Genomic DNA, 17505 nt, shown 5'->3' on the forward strand with positions numbered 1-17505 from the left:
CGGCTGTGCAGGCGTTGTGAAAGTGAGACCGCAGTGGTGTAGACCTTGTCTGCCGGATCGGGAAAGATCGCTCCTCATCTCACAGGACGTCGCGGGGGACCGACTGGGACGAACGGACAACACGTACTAGGTAGCAGAGGGTGGGGAAGAGCTGTGCAGCGGCGCTTCTTGGGTCTGACAGCGGCTGTCGCCGCGCTCGGAATGACGGTTTCGCTGGCGGGCTGCGGCAGCTCCAGCGGTTCCGGGGACGGTGTCACGCTCAAACTGGTGGCCGCCGACTACGACGTCGCCGGCGGTGAGAGCAGCAAGAAGTACTGGGCCGATCTGACGGCCGCCTTCGAGGCGGAGAACCCCGGCATCAAGGTCGACGTCCAGATCGAGTCCTGGAACGACGTGGACCGCAAGGTCGCCGAGATGGTCAAGGCGGGCAAGGCCCCCGACATCGCGCAGATAGGCGCCTACGCCGACTACGCCGCGGCGGACAAGCTGTACTCCGCCGACCAGATGCTCTCCATCCCCGTCCAGTCCAACTTCCTTCCGCCGCTGACCGACGCGGGCGAGATGAAGCGCACCCAGTACGGACTGCCGTTCGTGGCGTCCACCCGGCTGCTCTTCTACAACAAGGAGCTCTTCGAGGACGCCGGGATCAGCGGCGCCCCCGGGACGTGGGAGGAGCTGGCGGAGGACGCGGAGCTGCTCAAGCAGAACACCGACGTCGACTACCCCTTCGCCCTGCCGCTCGGCCCTGAGGAGGCCCAGGCGGAGACGATGATGTGGCTGCTCAGCGGTGGTGGTGGCTACACCGACGAGCTCGGCAGGTACGCGATCGACTCCCAGCAGAACATCGACACCTTCGAGTGGCTGAAGGAGAACCTGGTCGAGGAGAAGCTGACCGGCCCGGTCGCCCCCGGCAAGCTCAACCGCAAGGACGCCTTCGCGGCGTTCACCCGCGGTGATGTCGGCATGCTCAACGGCCACCCGTCGCTGCTCCAGGCCGCGGAGAAGGCCGGCATCGACGTGGGCAAGGTCGCGCTCCCGGGCCGGAGCGGCCCCGCCGACACGACGATGGGCGTCGCCGACTGGATCATGGGCTTCAAGCAGAACGGCCACCGCACGGAGATCGGCAAGTTCCTCGACTTCCTGTTCACGGACGAGAACGTCCTGGAGTTCGCCGGCCAGAACGACCTGCTGCCGGTGACGGTCTCCGCGCAGGAGGAGATGAAGAAGGACCCGGAGCACGCGGACCTCAAGGAGTTCCTTGAGGTGCTGCCGGGGTCCGTGCTGCCGCCGGTGGGCAAGACCTCGTGGGCCTCGGCCAGCGAGAACATCAAGAAGAACATCGGCGACGCCGTGGGACCCGGCGGCAGCCCCGCCCGCACGCTGGACCGGATCTCCCAGGACGCCAGGGCGGCCGAGAGCGCGGAGTGACCGTGCGCGCCGGGCGTCGTCCACAGGGCGGTCCGGGCGTCGGTGGGCCCCGATATGTTGGATCGTATGACCGACGATCAGGCGCCTGAGGACCAGGAGCCCGGCGACCGGCCCGGGGCCGAGGGGCTCTCCGAGCGGGACCGGGCCGTCCTGGCCATGGAACGCCGTTCCTGGCCGGGACCCGGTGTCAAGGAGCGGGCCGTCAGGGAGCAGCTCGGCATCTCCCCGGTCCGCTACTACCAGCTGCTCAACGCCCTTCTCGATGACACGCGCGCCCTCGCCCACGATCCGGTCACCGTCAACCGGCTTCGCCGTGTGAGGGACGCGAGGAGAAGTCGCCGCTAGGGTCGAAGGCATGGGCAGCTCCCCGTATGCAGAAGCCGCAGACTCCATGCCGACGCCGTCCACCGCCGCGGGCCGCGAGGGCCTCGCGGCACTCCTGGAACGGCCCGGGCAGGCCGTGATCGCACTCGACTTCGACGGCACGCTCGCCGAGATCGTGCCCGACCCCGAACAGGCGCGCGCCCATGAGCGCGCCGTCCCCGCGCTGGCCGCGCTCGCGCCCAAGGTGGCGTCGGTCGCGGTGATCACCGGCCGCCCGGCCGGGGTCGCCGTCCGCTACGGCGGCTTCTCCGGTGTCGGCGGTCTTGACCACCTCGTCGTCCTCGGCCACTACGGCGCGGAGCGCTGGGACGCGGTCACCGGGACCGTACGGGCTCCGGCCCCCGATCCCGGGGTCGCGGCCGCGCGGGCCGAGCTTCCCGGCTTCCTCGACCGGATCGGCGCCTGGCAGGGCACCTGGATCGAGGAGAAGGGCCGGGCGGTCGCGGTGCACACCCGCCGCGCGGAGGACCCCCAGGCCGCCTTCGACGCCCTGCGTGAGCCCCTTTCCGAGCTCGCCTCCCGGCACGGCCTGATCGTGGAGCCGGGGCGCATGGTCCTGGAGCTCCGCCCGCCGGGCGTCGACAAGGGCGTCGCGCTGTCCGACTACGTGCGCGAGGTCGGCGCGGGGGCCGTGCTGTACGCGGGCGACGACCTGGGCGACCTCGCGGCCTACGGCGCCGTCGAGAAGCTGCGCTCCGACGGCGTGCCCGGCCTTCTGGTGTGCAGCGGCAGCGAGGTCCCCGAGCTCGCCGACCGCGCCGACCTGGTGCTTCCCGGGCCGGCGCAGGTGGCGGACTTCCTGGCCGCCCTCGCCGGGCGCGTCTAGGGCGCCTCGCGCAGCGCCTGGAGCTGGTCGAGGAACCACTGGCGCGGCGGCAGCGCGGTCGCTGCCGCCGCCAGGCGCTTGGAGCGCTCGGCCCGCTCGTCGGCGGACATGGTCAGCGCCTCGTGCAGCGCCGCCGCCGTGCCGCTGACGTCGTAGGGGTTGACGGTGATCGCGTCCTCGCCGAGCTCCTCGTGGGCGCCCGCCTCCCGCGACAGGACCAGGGCGCAGCCGAGGTCGGTGACGACGGGTACCTCCTTGGCGACCAGGTTCATGCCGTCCCTGATCGGGTTGACCAGGGCCACGTCCGCCATCCGGTACGCGGCCAGGGAGCGGGCGAAGTCGTCCTTGACGTGCACGACGACCGGCGTCCAGTCGTCGGTGCCGTACCGGGCGTTGATCTCGTCGGCGAGCCGGGAGACCTCCGCCGTGTAGTGGCGGTAGACCTCGAGGTCCTGGCGCGAGGGGTAGGCGAGCGCGATGTGCACGACGCGTCCGCGCCACTCGGGGTGCTCCTCCAGCAGCTCCTCGTAGGCCTGCAGGCCGCGCACGATGTTCTTGGACAGTTCCGTGCGGTCGACGCGCACGATCGTCCTGCGGCCTTCGCCGGCCTCCTCGCGCAGGGCGGCCATCCGCTCTTCGACGTCGGGGCGGCCGGCTCGCTCGCGCAGGAAGTCGGCGTCGGCGCCGAGCCCGTGGACCCCGAGCCGGGTCCGGTGGCGGCCGCGGCCGGGGATGCGGTACTCGAAGCTCGGCTCGTGGTCCTTCGGCCACAGCGACGTCCCGTCGTACGGGGCGAGGACGGCGGCGGCGCAGCTCTGGAACGCCCGCAGCCACCGCTTGGTCAGGAATCCGAGCCGGTCGGCGCCGAGCATCCCGAGCAGCAGTTCCTCCGCGATGTCGCCGGGCAGCATCGCGAAGTAGTCCGGGGGTGCCCACGGGGTGTGCGAGAAGTGGCCGATCCGCAGGTCGGGGCGGAGTTCGCGGAGCATCCCGGGCACCAGGGCCAGGTGGTAGTCCTGCACGAGCACGACCGCGTCGTCGGCGGCCTGAGCGGCGAGCGCCTCGGCGAAGGCCCGGTTGTAGAGCCGGTAGGCGCCCCACTGGCGCCGGAACTCCCGGCCGAAGGCGGGCTCGAGGGGCGTCTGGTACAGCATGTGGTGGACGAACCAGAGCACGGAGTTCGCGATGCCGTTGTACGCGTCGGCGTGGACGCCCGCCTCGATGTCGAGCATCAGGACGCCCGGTTCGCCCACCCCGCGCCGGACCGCCTCGCGGTCGCCGTCGCCGAGTGCCGCGCACACCCACAGCGACTGTGCGTCCGAGCCGATGGCCGACAGGCCGGAGACGAGTCCTCCACCGCCGCGGCGGGCGTCGAGCTCGCCGTCCTCCTTCAGCTCGTAGGAGACAGGGCCGCGGTTGGACGCGACGAGGATCTGGGCTGCGTCGGAGACCATGTGCCGAAATCTAGCCCGTACCGCAAAAGCTCAAACGTGCGTACGGCCCCGCGCAGGTCAGTGGTCGCGGCGGCGGCCGCGGGTGGCGGCCACGGCGACGATGCCCGCCGCCGTCAGGCTCAGCGCGACACCCCCCAGCAGCCACAGCTGCTCCGCGGTGCCGCCGGTGCGGGCCATCTCCACCTGCCGGGCCGGTTCCCCGTCCTTCAGGCCCTCGGCCCCGTCGGCCGCCCCCTCCGGGCCGTCGGCGGCCTCGGCCCGTGCGGGCTGGGCCCCGTCGTGCCCGCCCGTCTGCCGCCCGGGCCCGTCCTGGACGGTCCGGTGTGCCGGCTGCTCGCCGGGGAGCGTTCCCGGCGCCGCCGGCCCGGCGGGCACGGCCAGGGCGGGGACGGCCGGTCCGAACACCGCGGCGGTGGTGACCGCCAGGGTGCCGAGGAGCCGGCTCAGCCGTTCCGTGCCGCCGGAGGGCGTCTCCTTGCGGTGCCGGCCACGGCCACCCGGAAGCACCGGGAGCGATTGAACGAGAAATCCCATAAGTCCCATACATGGGAAATGTAGGCAAAATGACCGGTGGGTCCTGCTTATGCGGCGCGACGCGCCGCGTACTCACCGATCTCGAGCATCGGCGGGCGCTCCTCGGTGTCCACCCGGTGCGTCCGCGGCACGAAGCCGTTCCCCACGCGTTCGAACTGCGTGATCGACGGGCGGACCAAGTGCGGCCTGGAGAGCCGCAGTTGGGCCGTGCGGTAGATCGTCGCGGCCATTCTGCCGAGCGCCTGCCCGTCCTGGTGGCGGTGCTTGCGGGTGCCGACGTCGACCTGGGCCAGCGCGTCCAGGCCCACCAGGTTCAGCGAGTCCACCAGCAGGCCGAGCTCCACGCCGTACCCGACGGGGAAGGGCAGCCGCTCCAGCAGCGAGCGCCGTGCCGCGTACTCGCCGCCCAGCGGCTGCACGAAGCCGGCGAGCTGCGGCCAGTGCAGGTTCAGCAGCGGCCTGGCCACCAGCTCGGTCACCCGGCCGCCCTGGGCCGGTGTGCCGTCGGGGCCGGGCGCGGCGCCCCCGCCCAGCGGGCGGTCGTACATCGCCTTCACGAACTGGACCTCCGGCTCGGTCAGCAGCGGGCCGACGATGCCGGAGACGAAATCCGCGGAGAAGTCGCGCAGGTCCGCGTCGCAGAAGCAGACGATGTCACCCGTCGTGGCCATCAGGGACCGCCACAGGACCTCGCCCTTGCCCGCCACCGCGGGCAGGCCGGGCAGGATCGCGTCCCGGTGCACCACCCGGGCGCCGGCGGCGGCGGCCACCTCGGACGTGCGGTCGCTCGAGGCCGAGTCGATGACGACCAGCTCGTCGACGAGCGGGGTGTTCTCCATCAGCTCCCGGCGGATGATCGTGACGATCTCGCCGACGGTCGCCTCCTCGTTCAGCGCGGGGAGCACGACGCTGACGGTCGTACCCTGCCTGACCTTGGCGGACATCAGCCTTTCGAGGGAGCGGTCGGACGCGGACCAGGAGCGCCGGCTCAGCCAGCGGGCCACCTCATCGAGCACTTCGCGTCTCCCTTGACAGTCGATCGACAGTCGGTCGTGTGATCCATCTCGCGGGTCGGACGACTATCTCAAGCGTCCGGGGCTTCGGTTACAGTCTTGAGCAACGCGAAGGACCCTCGCATCTCGGGGGGTCCCAGCACACAAACGCCCGGACCGCACGTCCGGAGCCATACCGCTCATCCAGAGGGGCAGAGGGAACGGCCCGTTGAAGCCCCGGCAACCCTCCCGCCGACCGCGAGGTCACGGTGGGGAAGGTGCCAATTCCGTCTCGTGGCGAAGTGCGTCACGAGGAAGATGAGGAGAAAGGGCCTCGCCATCATGGCTGCGCAGACCGTCGCAAGCACCAGCACCTCCGCCCCCGCGTCCACCTCCGTGGACCTCGGCCCCGCCGCCGCACTCTCGTGCCGCGAGTGCGGACAGCGTTTCGAACTCGGCCCCGTCTTCGCCTGCGTCGAGTGTTTCGGGCCGCTCGAAGTCGCCTACGACCTGCCGAGCGGCAGCCCCGAAGAGCTCCGGAAGCAGATCGAGGCGGGCCCGGCCAACATCTGGCGCTACGCCCCGCTGCTGCCCGTCCCGGCCGACGTGGCCGACAAGCCGAACCTGAACCCGGGCTGGACCAAGCTGGTCAAGGCCGACAACCTCGCCCGCGAACTGGGCGTCACCGGCGGTCTGTTCATCAAGGACGACTCCGGCAACCCGACGCACTCCTTCAAGGACCGGGTCGTCGCCCAGGCACTCGAGGCCGCCCGCGCCTTCGGCTTCACCACCCTGTCCTGCTCCTCCACGGGCAACCTCGCCGGTGCGGTCGGCGCCGCCGCCGCGCGGGCCGGTTTCCGCTCCTGCGTGTTCATCCCGCACGACCTCGAGCAGGGCAAGGTCGTCATGGCCGCGGTGTACGGCGGCGAGCTCGTCGGCATCGAGGGCAACTACGACGACGTGAACCGCTTCTGCTCCGAGCTCATCGGCGACCCGCTGGGCGAGGGCTGGGGCTTCGTCAACGTCAACCTCCGCCCGTACTACGCGGAGGGCTCCAAGACCCTGGCGTACGAGATCTGCGAGCAGCTCGGCTGGCGGCTGCCGGACCAGCTGGTCGTCCCGATCGCCTCCGGCTCCCAGCTGACGAAGATCGACAAGGGTCTTCAGGAGCTGATCAAGCTCGGGCTCGTCGAGGACAAGCCGTACAAGATCTTCGGCGCCCAGGCGGAGGGGTGTTCGCCGGTGTCGACCGCCTTCAAGGCCGGCCACGACGTCGTGCGGCCCCAGAAGCCGAACACCATCGCCAAGTCCCTCGCCATCGGCAACCCGGCCGACGGTCCGTACGTGCTGGACATCGCGCGCCGCACGGGTGGAGCCGTCGAGGACGTGAACGACGAGCAGGTCGTCGACGCCATCAAGCTGCTGGCCCGCACCGAGGGCATCTTCGCCGAGACGGCGGGCGGTGTGACGGTGGGCGTGACGAAGAAGCTGATCGAGGCGGGCCTGCTCGACCCGGCGCTCACGACCGTCGTGCTCAACACCGGCGACGGTCTCAAGACCCTCGACGCCGTCGCGGAGACCTCGCAGGCGACCGCCGTCATCCGCCCGAGCCTGGACGCGTTCCGCGACGCGGGCCTGGCCGCCCACTGAGAACCTTGCTCCGCACTGCCACGCCGTACTCCGCCGAGAGGTGACGAACATGAGCGTCAACGTCCGCATCCCCACCATCCTCCGTACGTACACGGGCGGCCGGGCCGAGGTCCCGGCGCAGGGCACGACCCTCGCCGAGGTCATCGCGGACCTGGAGAAGAACCACACGGGCATCGCCGCCCGCGTCCTGGACGACCAGGGCAAGCTGCGCCGGTTCGTCAACGTGTACGTGAACGACGACGACGTCCGTTTCGAGCAGGGCCTGGAGACGGCCACGCCGGACGGCGCGGGCGTGTCGATCATCCCCGCCGTCGCCGGCGGCTGACGGAATCGGGGGAGCGGCACCGAGCTCTCCCCAGGGATTTACCCGCAGTTACTGAAATTGCCCCCTCCGCGAGAGAAGCGGAGGGGGCAATTCTGCATGGTTGAGCGCGGTAGAGTTTGGGAAGCCCCCTTCGCTGCCCGCTCGAGAATGCCTTCAGGCTCCGCGAGAATGCGGCCAAACTATGCGATCGAATTGCCACTTAGGCGTTATTTGCCGGGCCCGACTTGCCCCGGAATTCCATGAATTGGCACGGATCGGCCGTTCGGTCCTGTCCAGATTTCTCGTCCGATTGACCTGTTGCAGAGGGCAGTTGGGCGGATACATTCAGCCGCGGTCGACGCGTTCCGGCGCACACCCCTCCTGCTGGGGTGGAGGTCTGACCCAGGTCCGCGAAGTGCGGTCCTGCGCAAGGGCCAGTAATAGGGGAGTTAGGCATGGCTCAGGGCACCGTCAAGTGGTTCAACGCGGAGAAGGGGTACGGCTTCATCGCGGTCGACGGTGGTGCGGATGTTTTCGTCCACTACAGCGCGATCCAGATGGACGGTTACCGCACCCTTGAAGAAGGTCAGCGAGTCGAATTCGAGATCTCGCAGGGCCAGAAGGGTCCGCAGGCGGACATGGTCAAGCTCGCCGTCTGATCCAACTGATCGAGGCGCGATCGGCCACCGACGCACTCACGCATGAGGGGCTCGCCTCCCGGCCACCGGGAAGCGGGCCCCTCACGCGTGTCCGGCGACACCCGCCGCGGGCGCCGGCAGCGCCGCGGCAGCCCTCGAAGGAGCCCGCGCCCACCCCTCGCCCGACTGCCCTCCGCCGGGCGGCCTTGCTCGAAGGCGCTTGCACTCTCATGGGTCGAGTGCTAATCATTGGCGTTAGCACTCTCCCAGTGAGAGTGACAGAACTTGGATCGGGTCGGTGAGGTCCGCGAGCCGGGTGGGGCAAGGAACCACAAGGCACGCAGGCCGTCCGTCGCGGGCGCCGGATGCGATCCGAAGCAATCCACCCCAGTCCGGGAGGACCACTTCACATGGCCAAGATCATCGCGTTCGACGAGGAGGCACGGCGCGGTCTCGAGCGCGGGATGAACCAGCTCGCCGACGCCGTCAAGGTCACCCTTGGCCCCAAGGGTCGCAACGTCGTCCTCGAGAAGAAGTGGGGCGCCCCCACGATCACCAACGATGGTGTTTCCATCGCCAAGGAGATCGAGCTCGAGGACCCGTACGAGAAGATCGGCGCAGAGCTGGTCAAGGAAGTCGCCAAGAAGACGGACGACGTCGCCGGTGACGGTACGACCACCGCGACCGTCCTCGCCCAGGCGCTCGTCCGTGAGGGCCTGCGCAACGTGGCCGCCGGCGCCAACCCGATGGCCCTGAAGCGCGGCATCGAGAAGGCCGTCGAGGCCGTCTCCGGCGCCCTGCTCGAGCAGGCCAAGGACGTGGAGACCAAGGAGCAGATCGCCTCCACCGCCTCCATCTCCGCCGCGGACGTCCAGATCGGTGAGCTCATCGCCGAGGCCATGGACAAGGTCGGCAAGGAAGGCGTCATCACCGTCGAGGAGTCCCAGACGTTCGGTCTGGAGCTCGAGCTCACCGAAGGCATGCGCTTCGACAAGGGCTACATCTCGGCGTACTTCGCCACCGACATGGAGCGTATGGAGGCGTCCCTGGACGACCCGTACATCCTGATCGTCAACTCCAAGGTCGGCAACGTGAAGGACCTCCTTCCGCTGCTGGAGAAGGTCATGCAGTCCGGCAAGCCGCTGCTGATCATCGCCGAGGACGTCGAGGGTGAGGCCCTGTCGACGCTGGTCGTCAACAAGATCCGCGGCACCTTCAAGTCCGTCGCCGTCAAGGCCCCGGGCTTCGGCGACCGCCGCAAGGCCATGCTGAACGACATCGCCATCCTCACGGGCGGCACGGTCATCTCCGAGGAGGTCGGCCTCAAGCTCGAGAACGCCGGCCTGGACCTGCTGGGCCGCGCCCGCAAGGTCGTCATCACCAAGGACGAGACCACGATCGTCGACGGTGCCGGTGACAGCGACCAGGTCCAGGGTCGTGTCAACCAGATCCGTGCCGAGATCGAGAACAGCGACTCGGACTACGACCGCGAGAAGCTCCAGGAGCGCCTCGCGAAGCTGGCCGGCGGCGTGGCCGTCATCAAGGCCGGTGCCGCGACCGAGGTCGAGCTCAAGGAGCGCAAGCACCGCATCGAGGACGCCGTTCGCAACGCGAAGGCGGCCGTCGAGGAGGGCATCGTCGCCGGTGGTGGCGTGGCCCTGCTCCAGGCCTCCTCGGTCTTCGAGAAGCTCGAGCTCCAGGGCGACGAGGCGACCGGCGCCAACGCCGTGAAGCTCGCGCTGGAGGCCCCGCTCAAGCAGATCGCCGTCAACGGTGGTCTCGAGGGTGGCGTCATCGTCGAGAAGGTGCGCAACCTGCCCGTCGGCCACGGCCTGAACGCCGCGACCGGTGAGTACGTCGACATGATCGCCGAGGGCATCATCGACCCCGCGAAGGTGACCCGCTCTGCCCTGCAGAACGCGGCCTCCATCGCGGCGCTGTTCCTCACCACCGAGGCCGTCATCGCCGACAAGCCGGAGAAGGCCGCCGCGGCCGCTCCGGGCGGCATGCCGGGCGGTGACATGGACTTCTGATCCTCGCGGATCGGTGGACCGGTTTCACACCGAGGGCGGCACCCCTTCACGGGGGTGCCGCCCTCGGGCGTTCCCCGGCCGGCGTACGGGGCAGGACGTACGGGCAGGACGTACGGTCCGCGACCGCCGCCGGGAGGCCGACCTGGGGGTGACCGGCCCGCGGGGGTGGGGCAAACCCCCTGCCGGATACGGCAGTTGGTCCCGTGGGACCCGGCGCGCGATTCCGGGAGGGTCGTGCCATGGCAATCACCCGAACGTTCAGGCTCCGCCCCGCCGTCACCGTCGCGCTGACGCTGCCCGCCCTCGCGACCACGCTGGTCGCCCTCCCCGCGCCGTCCGCGGAGGCGACCGGCACTCCCCTCTCGTCCGTCCGCTGGGGCCCGTGCCCCGGGACCGGGCTCGATGCCCGGCAGGAGTGCGGGACGGTGTCCGTGCCGCTGGACCACGCGGAGCCGCGCGGGCCGCACATCTCCCTCGCCGTGTCGCGGCTGCCGAGCGAGAAGCCCGAGGCCCGGCGCGGCACGCTGCTGATCATCCCCGGCGGACCGGGCAACCCCGGTCTGCACGAGCCCTCCCGGCGGGGGAAGGCCCTGCCGCAGTCGGTGCGTGACGCGTACGACGTCGTCAGCTTCGACCCGCGCGGCGTCGGCCGGTCCGCACCCGTCAGCTGCGACCTCCCGCACGACGACCTCGCCATGGAACGCCTGCGCCCGTGGCCCGCGCCCGACGGGTCCATCGACCACAACTTCGCCGCGGGCCGTCGCCTCGCCGATGCCTGTGCCGAGAACGGCGGCGCGGTGCTGCCCACTCTCAGCACCCGTAACGAGGCCCGCGACATCGACCGCATCAGGGAAGCGCTCGGCGAGCGGAAGCTGTCCGCGTGGGGTGTCTCCTACGGCACCTACGCAGGCGCCGCCTACGCGCAGATGTTCCCCCACCGCACCGACCGCTGGGTCCTCGACAGCAACGACGACCCCGACCCGGAACGGGTCGCGCGGGGCTGGCTGGCGAACTACGCGGTCGGCGTCGAGGACGTCTTCCCCGACTTCGCCGCCTGGGCCGCCGATCCCGCGAACCCGGACCGGCTGGCGGCGACACCGGAGGAGGTGCGGCCCCTGTTCCTCGCCCTCGCCGCACGCCTGGACCGCGAGCCGATCCCCTGGCCGGGCGCCAACCCCGAGCAGCTGAACGGCAACGTGCTGCGCCAGGCGCTGCTCGACAGCCTCTACTCGCCCAGGCGTTTCCCGGTCGTCGCCCGTCTGATCGCCGCCGCCCGCTCCGGGGCCGATCTGCCGGCCCCGAGCACGCCGCCGGACGAGGCCATGCAGAACACGGTCGCGGCGTCGGCCGCGACCATCTGCAACGACGTGGACGCCTGGGGGGACGGCCCGGCCGAGTACGAGAAGGACGTGGCCGACAGCCGTGAGCGCCACCCGTTGACGGCCGGCATGCCCGTCAACGTCATGCCGTGCGCCTTCTGGGACCTCGGCCCCGTCGAGCCGCCCGTCCGCATCACGCCGCGCGGCCCCTCCAACGTCCTCCTCGTACAGAACGACCGTGACGTCGCGACCCCGCTCGCGGGCGCGAAGCGGATGCGGGCGGCCTTCGGGGACCGTGCGCGGATGGTCGTCGTCGACTCGGCCGGTCACGGGGCCTACGTGGACAACGGCAACGCGTGCGGCGACGCGACCGTGACCCGCTTCCTGCTCACCGGTGAACGCCCGGCCCGGGACCGCTACTGCGCCTCCTGACCGGCGGGGGCCGGCGCCGGACGCGGCCGGCCCATCACGGCGGCCACCAGCAGGTACGGCAGGGCGAGCAGCGCGAAGACCGTGCCGTGGGAGGCGTGCGGCGACAGCACCGCGTACGTGCCGTACGCCAGCAGCGAGGCGATGTTGGTGCCGAGGCCCGTCAGCGAGGTGATGGTCGCACGGCTCCTGCCGGTGATCGCTGCCTGAAGGCGGACGTCGGCCAGCACGTCCGCCAGTTGGAAGACGAGGAACGCGACGGCGAGCAGGGCGAATCCGGCGGGCGTGCCCGAGAGCGCGCCCGCCGCGAGCGCCACGGCCGCCGCCGCGACCAGCGCCCCGGTCGCGCGGACCGACAGCCGTTCGCCGGCCGTCACCAGCAGCGAGCCGAGTGTCACGCCCACCCACACCACCAGCACCAGCAGCGGGACCGTCTCCGTCGCGACACCCGTGGCGGCGGCGAGCAGCGGCACGTACTCGTCCAGCACGCCCCAGACCGATGTGATCACCACGGCGAGGACCATCGCGCGCCGGACGGGGCGGCTGCCGCGCACCTCGGCGAGTCCCGAGCGCAACGTCGCGAGGTGGCCCGGGCGTCCGGTGGCATCGTGGTGGGCGGCGGCGCGGTGTTCGGGGAGCGTCGCGCCGGTCGCCGCGCACAGCACGCAGGCGGCGATGCTCCCGGCCCACACCAGCGTGTCGCCGCCGAGGGCGAGCGCGGGCGCGGCCGCTGCCGTGGCCGCGGCCGTTGCGGCCATGCTGAAGGCGGCTGCCCTGCCCATGATCCGGCCGTAACGGTCGGCCGCGCCGAGCCGTTCGAGTTCGTCGTGGACGAGCGCTTCCATGGAGCCGGAGCGCAGGGAGCCGCCGACGGCCCAGAGGGTGAAGCCCGCCGCGTAGGCCGCGTAGGACGGTGTCAGCGCCCACAGCGCGAATCCGACGGCGGTCAGCAGCGGGCCGGCGACCAGCGTGACGCGGCGGGACACCGCGTCGGCCCAGACGCCCGACGGCACCTCGACCAGCAGGCCGACGACGCACCAGATGGCGAAGAGGGAGGAGATCTCGGCGGTGGTCAGGCCGTGTTCGGCGAAGAGCAGGGCGTAGAGGGGGTAGAGGAGGACGAAGTCCTCAAGACCCGCGTAGGCGTAGAGCCTTCGCTCGAGGCGACGGACACCGCGGACCCGGGGGTCCGACGGGCATGACGAAACGGTGAGCATGCGTGTGGTCCTTCTGCGGAACGGACGGGGGACGCCGGGTGCTCACCCGCGCGGCGGCCCGCGACAGCCCGTTCCAGGACCCGCTGCGGTGGATCAATGTCGTCGTCGGCTCATGCGGCCCAGTTTACGCCGGGGGCCGCCGTGGAGCCGGGGTGTTTTCGGGGTCCGGTGCGAGGGCCCGCGGCCCCTCGGCGGGTGCGCCGGTGACGCTCCGCCGGCCGGCCGCCCGGTGTCCGTGCGCCGGTCGTGCTTCGAGTGCGCCGCTGCCGGACGGGTGAAGGCTTCGGCGGCTGGCGCGTGATGCGGTTCCACCGGCACGGGGAACGTCAAGATCACCTTGCTCCGGAAGGCCAGGGCCGCACCCGGACACGCGGGGTGAGGAGATCGGGGTACCCGGCGGTTACGCGGCGCGGAGGTGTGGTGCTCATGGCAGCAGTGGTGCGGTCGGCGGACCGGTTGCGGACCGCGGAGGAGGCGGTGGCCCGGCTCGGGGACGCGCTCGCGGCGGTGTCGGTGAAACTGCCGTCGCTGGGGGTGGACGTGGTGTCGCTGGCGAGCGAGGTGCCGTACCCGCTCATCGAACTGGGCCGCTGCAACGTGGACACCGCACTACGGCTCGCGGCGGTGCTCCGCGGGCCGGAGGCGGACGAGTGACCGACGGCGCCGATAAGCGCCCGCCCGTCGTGCCGGCCCGCCATATGCCGTGCGGTGCACGGCAGTTCGCTCTCCTGGAATGATCGGCGGACCACTTCAGGGAGGGCGAAGGCGTGACATTCGGGGGACAGGATCCGTACCGGTGGACGGGGCAGCCGCAGCCGGGCACACCGCCGCATCCAGGTGTGCCGCCGCAGCCGGGACCGTACCCACCCCGTCCGGGCCCGTATCCGCCTCGTCCCGGGCCGTACCCGTACCCTCCCTACGGTCCGCCCCCGTCGCTGTGGCAGCGGTTCCGCCAGGACGAATGGCCGCCGCTGGGCGAGGTGTTGCGGCAGGTGCGCCGGATGCCCGGCTGCCTGTGGGTGATCGGCCTGCTCTGTGTGTGGCCCGCGCTCATGGTGCTGCTGGGCTACCCGCTGGCCAGGTCCGCCCGCCGTCAGGCGCGGCTGCGGTTCCCCGCCCACCACCACCGGCGGTACCAGGACCCGGAGGTGTGGCGGGTGCAGAGGACCAGGGCCTGGGTCGCGCTGGTCGCGTCCTTCCTGATCCTCGCCGCCTACGGGACAGAGGCGGACTGGGCGGAGGTGCAGGACCAGTATCTGTTCCGGCTGGTCGTCACCCCGTGGCTGCTGCTCCTCACCGCTCCCGTGGTGATCCTCGTCCTCTTCCGGCTCGCGCCGCCGCACGCACGGCCCGGTATGCGGGCCCGGCTGCGGCCCGCCGTCCGCTCGGTGCTCTGGTACTTCGGTGCCTTCACGGCCGTACCGCTGCTCTTCGCGGGTGTGATGCTCCTCGGCCGGACCTACGAGAACAGCCGCCTCAGCCCGCTGATCACGCTCGCGCTGCTGCTGCCGGTGCTGTGGGTGCTGTTCTTCGTCGTCTTCGCGTCCACGACGGCGCTGCGGACCGCCTTCAACACCGCCGACGCCCACGCCGCTCTTCCCGCTCTGCTCACCGGCGTCCTGGTGTGGGAGCTCGCGGCGATCAACCTGGCCGTGGCCGGAGCCCCGCCGGGGCCGCCGGTGGTCCAGTTCTGCGCGGTCCTCGGTGGCCCGGCGTCGGTGACGGCGGTGGCGTGGTGGGAGATCACCCGCCTGCGCACCAGGTACGGGGTGACCCTGCGCGGCTGAGTCGCTGGTCCTTCAGCGGCGACTTCCGGCCAACTGCCGGGGGATCGGCGGCATGGGCGTGACTGCCGGGGAAGGGCCCTCCTGGGCAGTAGCGCATTTTGCGCGCACGGAAACCCGGGGGAGCGGCATGTCATTGACCGGAGGACGTACGGGGCCGCGGGCGCTGGCCGCGGCCGTGCTGATGCTTGGGTTGTCACTGGGCACGGGAGGCGGCCTCGCGGAGGCGTCCGCCGAGGCGCGGACGCAGTCGGCCGGCCACACCCCGAACCTCACGGCCGACGGGGGAAAGAAGGAGCGCAAGCCCGCTCCGTCCGGGAGATCGCTGACCCGGATCGAAGGCGACTGGTACAGCGACCCCCTGGGACACCGGTCCTATGTGCACCGGCAGGCGGTGTGGGGCCATCGGTCGCAGCTCGACGGTGGCAGGAACCGGCATCGGATCGACGGGGGCCGAAACGTCGCGATCGGGTTCGTGGACATCACGGGACTCGACGACGTGGACACCCGGGGCCTGGAGGTGGTGGAGACCGCCGCGTTGCGGCACGACGACCCGGCGCTGTACGAGCGGTTGCGCATGGACGAACGCCCCGGGATCGAGAAGTTCGCCGTAGTGCCGCACGCCAACGAGGCCTCGGCGGAAGCGGAAGGCAACCACTCCGAACTGAACATCCTCGTCTGGGACCTGGCTTTCCTGAGCCAGGATGTGCGCAAGCCGGTGCCCCAGGACCGGCTCTTCGTGATCTACAGCGACCGTTCGCCGTGCAGGCCGCGGTGCGCCGGCCGGATCCCGGCCGGTACCGATGTCATCTACGCCGTCGTGAACGGCAAGGGGGCGGCCGACGAGCTCAACGGGCTGATCGACAGCGCAAAGGCGAGTGCCCGCGCCGAGAAGACCACCGTCGCCCGGGAGGTGGCGGCACAGAAGCAGCTGGGCAAGGAACGCAAGGCGGCGGAGCAGCAGCGGAGGGCGCAGGCCAGGAAGGAGAACCAGTTCTTCCGTAACCCCCGCGCCGCAGAACCGTGCGGTGGGGCTCAGGCCCTCGGCTTCAGCCCCCGGTTGACGACCGTCGCGGCGCCGGCCGCTCCGCGCAGCGTGCGACCGGCGGCCGACCCGTGCGGAGAAGGCGGCACCGCGGGGGGTCTGACCCGGGCGCTGACGCAGCCCGTGCCCCAGGCGCCCGGCGGGATCGACTTCTCCTCCTTGGAACTGCGCCATCTCTCGGACCCCGGCGACGGCAGCGGTCTGCAGTACGCCTTCCAGGCGCCCCTCTCCGCCGACGGCGGCGGTTCTCCGGCGGCGGGCCTCGACGCCGCGCAGAGCAGCTCCGACGCGTTCTTCGTCTGGCTGTCCCTCGAACCGTCGGCGTTCTGGGTCAACCTCAACCCCAACGAGCCGGACCGCATCGTCGACGAGCGGCTCGGCCGTACGGACGCCGGACGTGTCCTCCTCGAGGCCGATCTGCTGATGAAGAAGACGATCGGCAAGCTCATCCACCCCCACTCGGAGAGGGGCCGGAAATTCTGGGACGGCATCCGGGGCGACTGCATGTCGTACCGGACGTGGATCCTGCCCGCACCCGCGTCGATCCACCAGGACGGCGATGCGCTCTACATCCTCGACGCGCCCCTCGACGTCAGGATGGAGTCCCAGTACCTGGAGCAGCGGGGCGGATCCGCCACCGGTTCGTGCCCGAAGCAGGACAAGGCCACCGAGGACCACAACGAGCAGCACTTCCGCGGCCTGATCCTCACCGAGCTCAAGAAGGCGATCAACACCGCGCCCGAGTACGCCGAACTGCGCCGCGTCTACCTCTCCCGGGTCGCCGCCGAGTGGTACCGCGACCTGAGCCGCGGCAAGGACACCACCTACGGCGACCTCATCGACACGGGCGACGTCGACGACTGGCGGCTCATCGGCGACTGGAAGCCCACCGACACCTTCGACCGGTTCGTCGAGTCCTACACCGAGGGCGAGTTCAAGGTCACCGACAGGACCACTGAAGGCGGGACCACCTATGTGCGGAGCTATGTCTACGGCGGCGTCGACTTCAGCAGAATTCCCGTCACCAAGGTCTCCGGCGAGCGGTTCGCCGCGGACTTCGCGAACCTGCCCTCGGAGGTCGACCGTTCTCTGAGCGAGCCGTCCGCCGACGGGCGCGGAGCGATCTGGCTCGGCGCACCCACTCCGCGCCAGGCTGCCGGTCCCGCCTCCGGCTCCGACCCCGGTCCCGGCTCCGACTCCGGCTCCGACTCCGAGCCGCAGGCGCCCGCACAGCGCGGGGCCGCCGACCCCGGTGCACAGGAGGAGAGCCTGACCGCGGGTGAGTCGGCTCTGCGCGTGCTGCCGGTGGTGGTTGCCGCAGCGGCCTTGCTGCTCTGGTGGAGACGACGCCTTCTGAATACCGCTGCCATGGCAAGGCCTCGGCGGAGAACCGCTGTTCCTGCCGCACGGGACGGGGCGCGACGCGACCGCGGGCAGGACGACTTCTTCTGAGCCGCAGGCCGCGCCC

General features: G+C 71.2%; 15 protein-coding genes and 1 riboswitch. Of the genes, 11 read left to right on the forward strand and 4 right to left on the reverse strand.

What is annotated here, in order from left to right:
- Positions 1-201 precede the first annotated feature (201 nt).
- The 3 genes from SPRI_RS20305 to otsB all read left to right on the forward strand — a co-directional run bounded on the left by SPRI_RS20305 (position 202) and on the right by otsB (position 2638).
- Positions 202-1428, forward strand: a complete 1227-nt coding sequence (locus tag SPRI_RS20305) for an extracellular solute-binding protein (RefSeq protein ID WP_078535505.1) — start codon at positions 202-204, stop codon at positions 1426-1428.
- A 66-nt stretch (positions 1429-1494) separates the two neighbouring features.
- On the forward strand, positions 1495-1773 hold the full coding sequence (locus tag SPRI_RS20310; RefSeq protein ID WP_005315720.1) for a DUF3263 domain-containing protein: 279 nt from the start codon (positions 1495-1497) through the stop codon (positions 1771-1773).
- 10 nt (positions 1774-1783) lie between these two features.
- Entirely contained in the window at positions 1784-2638 is an 855-nt protein-coding gene (gene otsB / locus SPRI_RS20315) for a trehalose-phosphatase (RefSeq protein ID WP_053557152.1), read from the forward strand.
- On the opposite strand, the gene SPRI_RS20320 is transcribed toward otsB, so the two are convergent.
- Genes SPRI_RS20320 through SPRI_RS20330 form a run of 3 tightly spaced genes read right to left on the reverse strand, consistent with a single transcriptional unit; the run spans position 2635 to position 5642 of the window.
- The gene (locus tag SPRI_RS20320) at positions 2635-4092 is read right to left on the reverse strand and encodes an alpha,alpha-trehalose-phosphate synthase (UDP-forming) (protein WP_005315721.1); all 1458 of its coding nucleotides are present in this window, start codon (positions 4090-4092) and stop codon (positions 2635-2637) included. The genes otsB and SPRI_RS20320 overlap by 4 nt on opposite strands.
- 57 nt (positions 4093-4149) lie before the next feature.
- On the reverse strand, positions 4150-4635 hold the full coding sequence (locus tag SPRI_RS20325; protein ID WP_005315723.1) for a hypothetical protein: 486 nt from the start codon (positions 4633-4635) through the stop codon (positions 4150-4152).
- A gap of 38 nt (positions 4636-4673) precedes the next feature.
- Positions 4674-5642 (reverse strand): glucosyl-3-phosphoglycerate synthase, encoded by a 969-nt coding sequence (locus SPRI_RS20330; RefSeq protein WP_037774343.1) that lies wholly within the window; start codon positions 5640-5642, stop codon positions 4674-4676.
- 173 nt (positions 5643-5815) lie between these two features.
- Positions 5816-5943, forward strand: a riboswitch (SAM riboswitch).
- Positions 5944-5960: 17 nt separating this feature from the next.
- On the opposite strand from SPRI_RS20330, the gene thrC reads away from it, so the two are divergent.
- The 5 genes from thrC to SPRI_RS20355 all read left to right on the forward strand — a co-directional run bounded on the left by thrC (position 5961) and on the right by SPRI_RS20355 (position 11994).
- A complete protein-coding gene (thrC, locus tag SPRI_RS20335) occupies positions 5961-7268 on the forward strand; it encodes a threonine synthase (RefSeq protein ID WP_037774345.1) in 1308 nt (435 codons plus the stop codon).
- A gap of 49 nt (positions 7269-7317) precedes the next feature.
- The gene (locus SPRI_RS20340) at positions 7318-7593 is read left to right on the forward strand and encodes a MoaD/ThiS family protein (RefSeq protein ID WP_005315735.1); all 276 of its coding nucleotides are present in this window, start codon (positions 7318-7320) and stop codon (positions 7591-7593) included.
- A 434-nt stretch (positions 7594-8027) separates the two neighbouring features.
- Positions 8028-8231, forward strand: coding sequence for a cold-shock protein (locus SPRI_RS20345; protein ID WP_005315736.1), 204 nt, complete (start codon positions 8028-8030; stop codon positions 8229-8231).
- Between the two features lie 389 nt (positions 8232-8620).
- Complete coding sequence (gene groL, locus SPRI_RS20350; RefSeq protein WP_005315739.1) at positions 8621-10243, forward strand: chaperonin GroEL; 1623 nt, start codon at positions 8621-8623, stop codon at positions 10241-10243.
- A 239-nt stretch (positions 10244-10482) separates the two neighbouring features.
- Positions 10483-11994, forward strand: coding sequence for an alpha/beta hydrolase (locus tag SPRI_RS20355; protein ID WP_005315743.1), 1512 nt, complete (start codon positions 10483-10485; stop codon positions 11992-11994).
- Here SPRI_RS20355 and SPRI_RS20360 read toward each other — a convergent pair.
- On the reverse strand, positions 11979-13208 hold the full coding sequence (locus SPRI_RS20360; RefSeq protein ID WP_053557153.1) for an MFS transporter: 1230 nt from the start codon (positions 13206-13208) through the stop codon (positions 11979-11981). The two genes, SPRI_RS20355 and SPRI_RS20360, sit on opposite strands and share 16 nt — an antisense overlap.
- A 426-nt stretch (positions 13209-13634) precedes the next feature.
- Between SPRI_RS20360 and SPRI_RS20365 the strand changes: the two genes are divergently transcribed.
- The 3 genes from SPRI_RS20365 to SPRI_RS20375 all read left to right on the forward strand — a co-directional run bounded on the left by SPRI_RS20365 (position 13635) and on the right by SPRI_RS20375 (position 17489).
- Positions 13635-13862 (forward strand): hypothetical protein, encoded by a 228-nt coding sequence (locus SPRI_RS20365; protein ID WP_037776620.1) that lies wholly within the window; start codon positions 13635-13637, stop codon positions 13860-13862.
- Between the two features lie 347 nt (positions 13863-14209).
- Positions 14210-14995 carry a hypothetical protein gene (locus SPRI_RS20370; protein ID WP_234020531.1) on the forward strand — a complete coding sequence of 262 codons (786 nt, stop codon included), beginning with the start codon at positions 14210-14212 and terminating at the stop codon, positions 14993-14995.
- Positions 14996-15122: 127 nt separating this feature from the next.
- A complete protein-coding gene (locus SPRI_RS20375) occupies positions 15123-17489 on the forward strand; it encodes a hypothetical protein (protein ID WP_158685178.1) in 2367 nt (788 codons plus the stop codon).
- The last annotated feature ends 16 nt before the right edge of the window (positions 17490-17505 follow it).

Source organism: Streptomyces pristinaespiralis (assembly GCF_001278075.1).
GTDB classification, from domain to species: domain Bacteria; phylum Actinomycetota; class Actinomycetes; order Streptomycetales; family Streptomycetaceae; genus Streptomyces; species Streptomyces pristinaespiralis.

Excerpts from the sequence above, each read along its gene's own strand:
- SPRI_RS20305 (WP_078535505.1), top strand. The coding sequence starts at position 202 with ATGACGGTTTCGCTGGCGGGCTGCGGCAGCTCCAGCGGTTCCGGGGAC.
- SPRI_RS20310 (WP_005315720.1), top strand. The coding sequence starts at position 1,495 with ATGACCGACGATCAGGCGCCTGAGGACCAGGAGCCCGGCGACCGGCCC.
- otsB (WP_053557152.1), top strand. The coding sequence starts at position 1,784 with ATGGGCAGCTCCCCGTATGCAGAAGCCGCAGACTCCATGCCGACGCCG.
- SPRI_RS20320 (WP_005315721.1), bottom strand. The coding sequence starts at position 4,092 with ATGGTCTCCGACGCAGCCCAGATCCTCGTCGCGTCCAACCGCGGCCCT.
- SPRI_RS20325 (WP_005315723.1), bottom strand. The coding sequence starts at position 4,635 with ATGGGACTTATGGGATTTCTCGTTCAATCGCTCCCGGTGCTTCCGGGT.
- thrC (WP_037774345.1), top strand. The coding sequence starts at position 5,961 with ATGGCTGCGCAGACCGTCGCAAGCACCAGCACCTCCGCCCCCGCGTCC.
- SPRI_RS20340 (WP_005315735.1), top strand. The coding sequence starts at position 7,318 with ATGAGCGTCAACGTCCGCATCCCCACCATCCTCCGTACGTACACGGGC.
- SPRI_RS20345 (WP_005315736.1), top strand. The coding sequence starts at position 8,028 with ATGGCTCAGGGCACCGTCAAGTGGTTCAACGCGGAGAAGGGGTACGGC.
- groL (WP_005315739.1), top strand. The coding sequence starts at position 8,621 with ATGGCCAAGATCATCGCGTTCGACGAGGAGGCACGGCGCGGTCTCGAG.
- SPRI_RS20355 (WP_005315743.1), top strand. The coding sequence starts at position 10,483 with ATGGCAATCACCCGAACGTTCAGGCTCCGCCCCGCCGTCACCGTCGCG.
- SPRI_RS20360 (WP_053557153.1), bottom strand. The coding sequence starts at position 13,208 with ATGCTCACCGTTTCGTCATGCCCGTCGGACCCCCGGGTCCGCGGTGTC.
- SPRI_RS20365 (WP_037776620.1), top strand. The coding sequence starts at position 13,635 with ATGGCAGCAGTGGTGCGGTCGGCGGACCGGTTGCGGACCGCGGAGGAG.
- SPRI_RS20370 (WP_234020531.1), top strand. The coding sequence starts at position 14,210 with ATGCCCGGCTGCCTGTGGGTGATCGGCCTGCTCTGTGTGTGGCCCGCG.
- SPRI_RS20375 (WP_158685178.1), top strand. The coding sequence starts at position 15,123 with ATGTCATTGACCGGAGGACGTACGGGGCCGCGGGCGCTGGCCGCGGCC.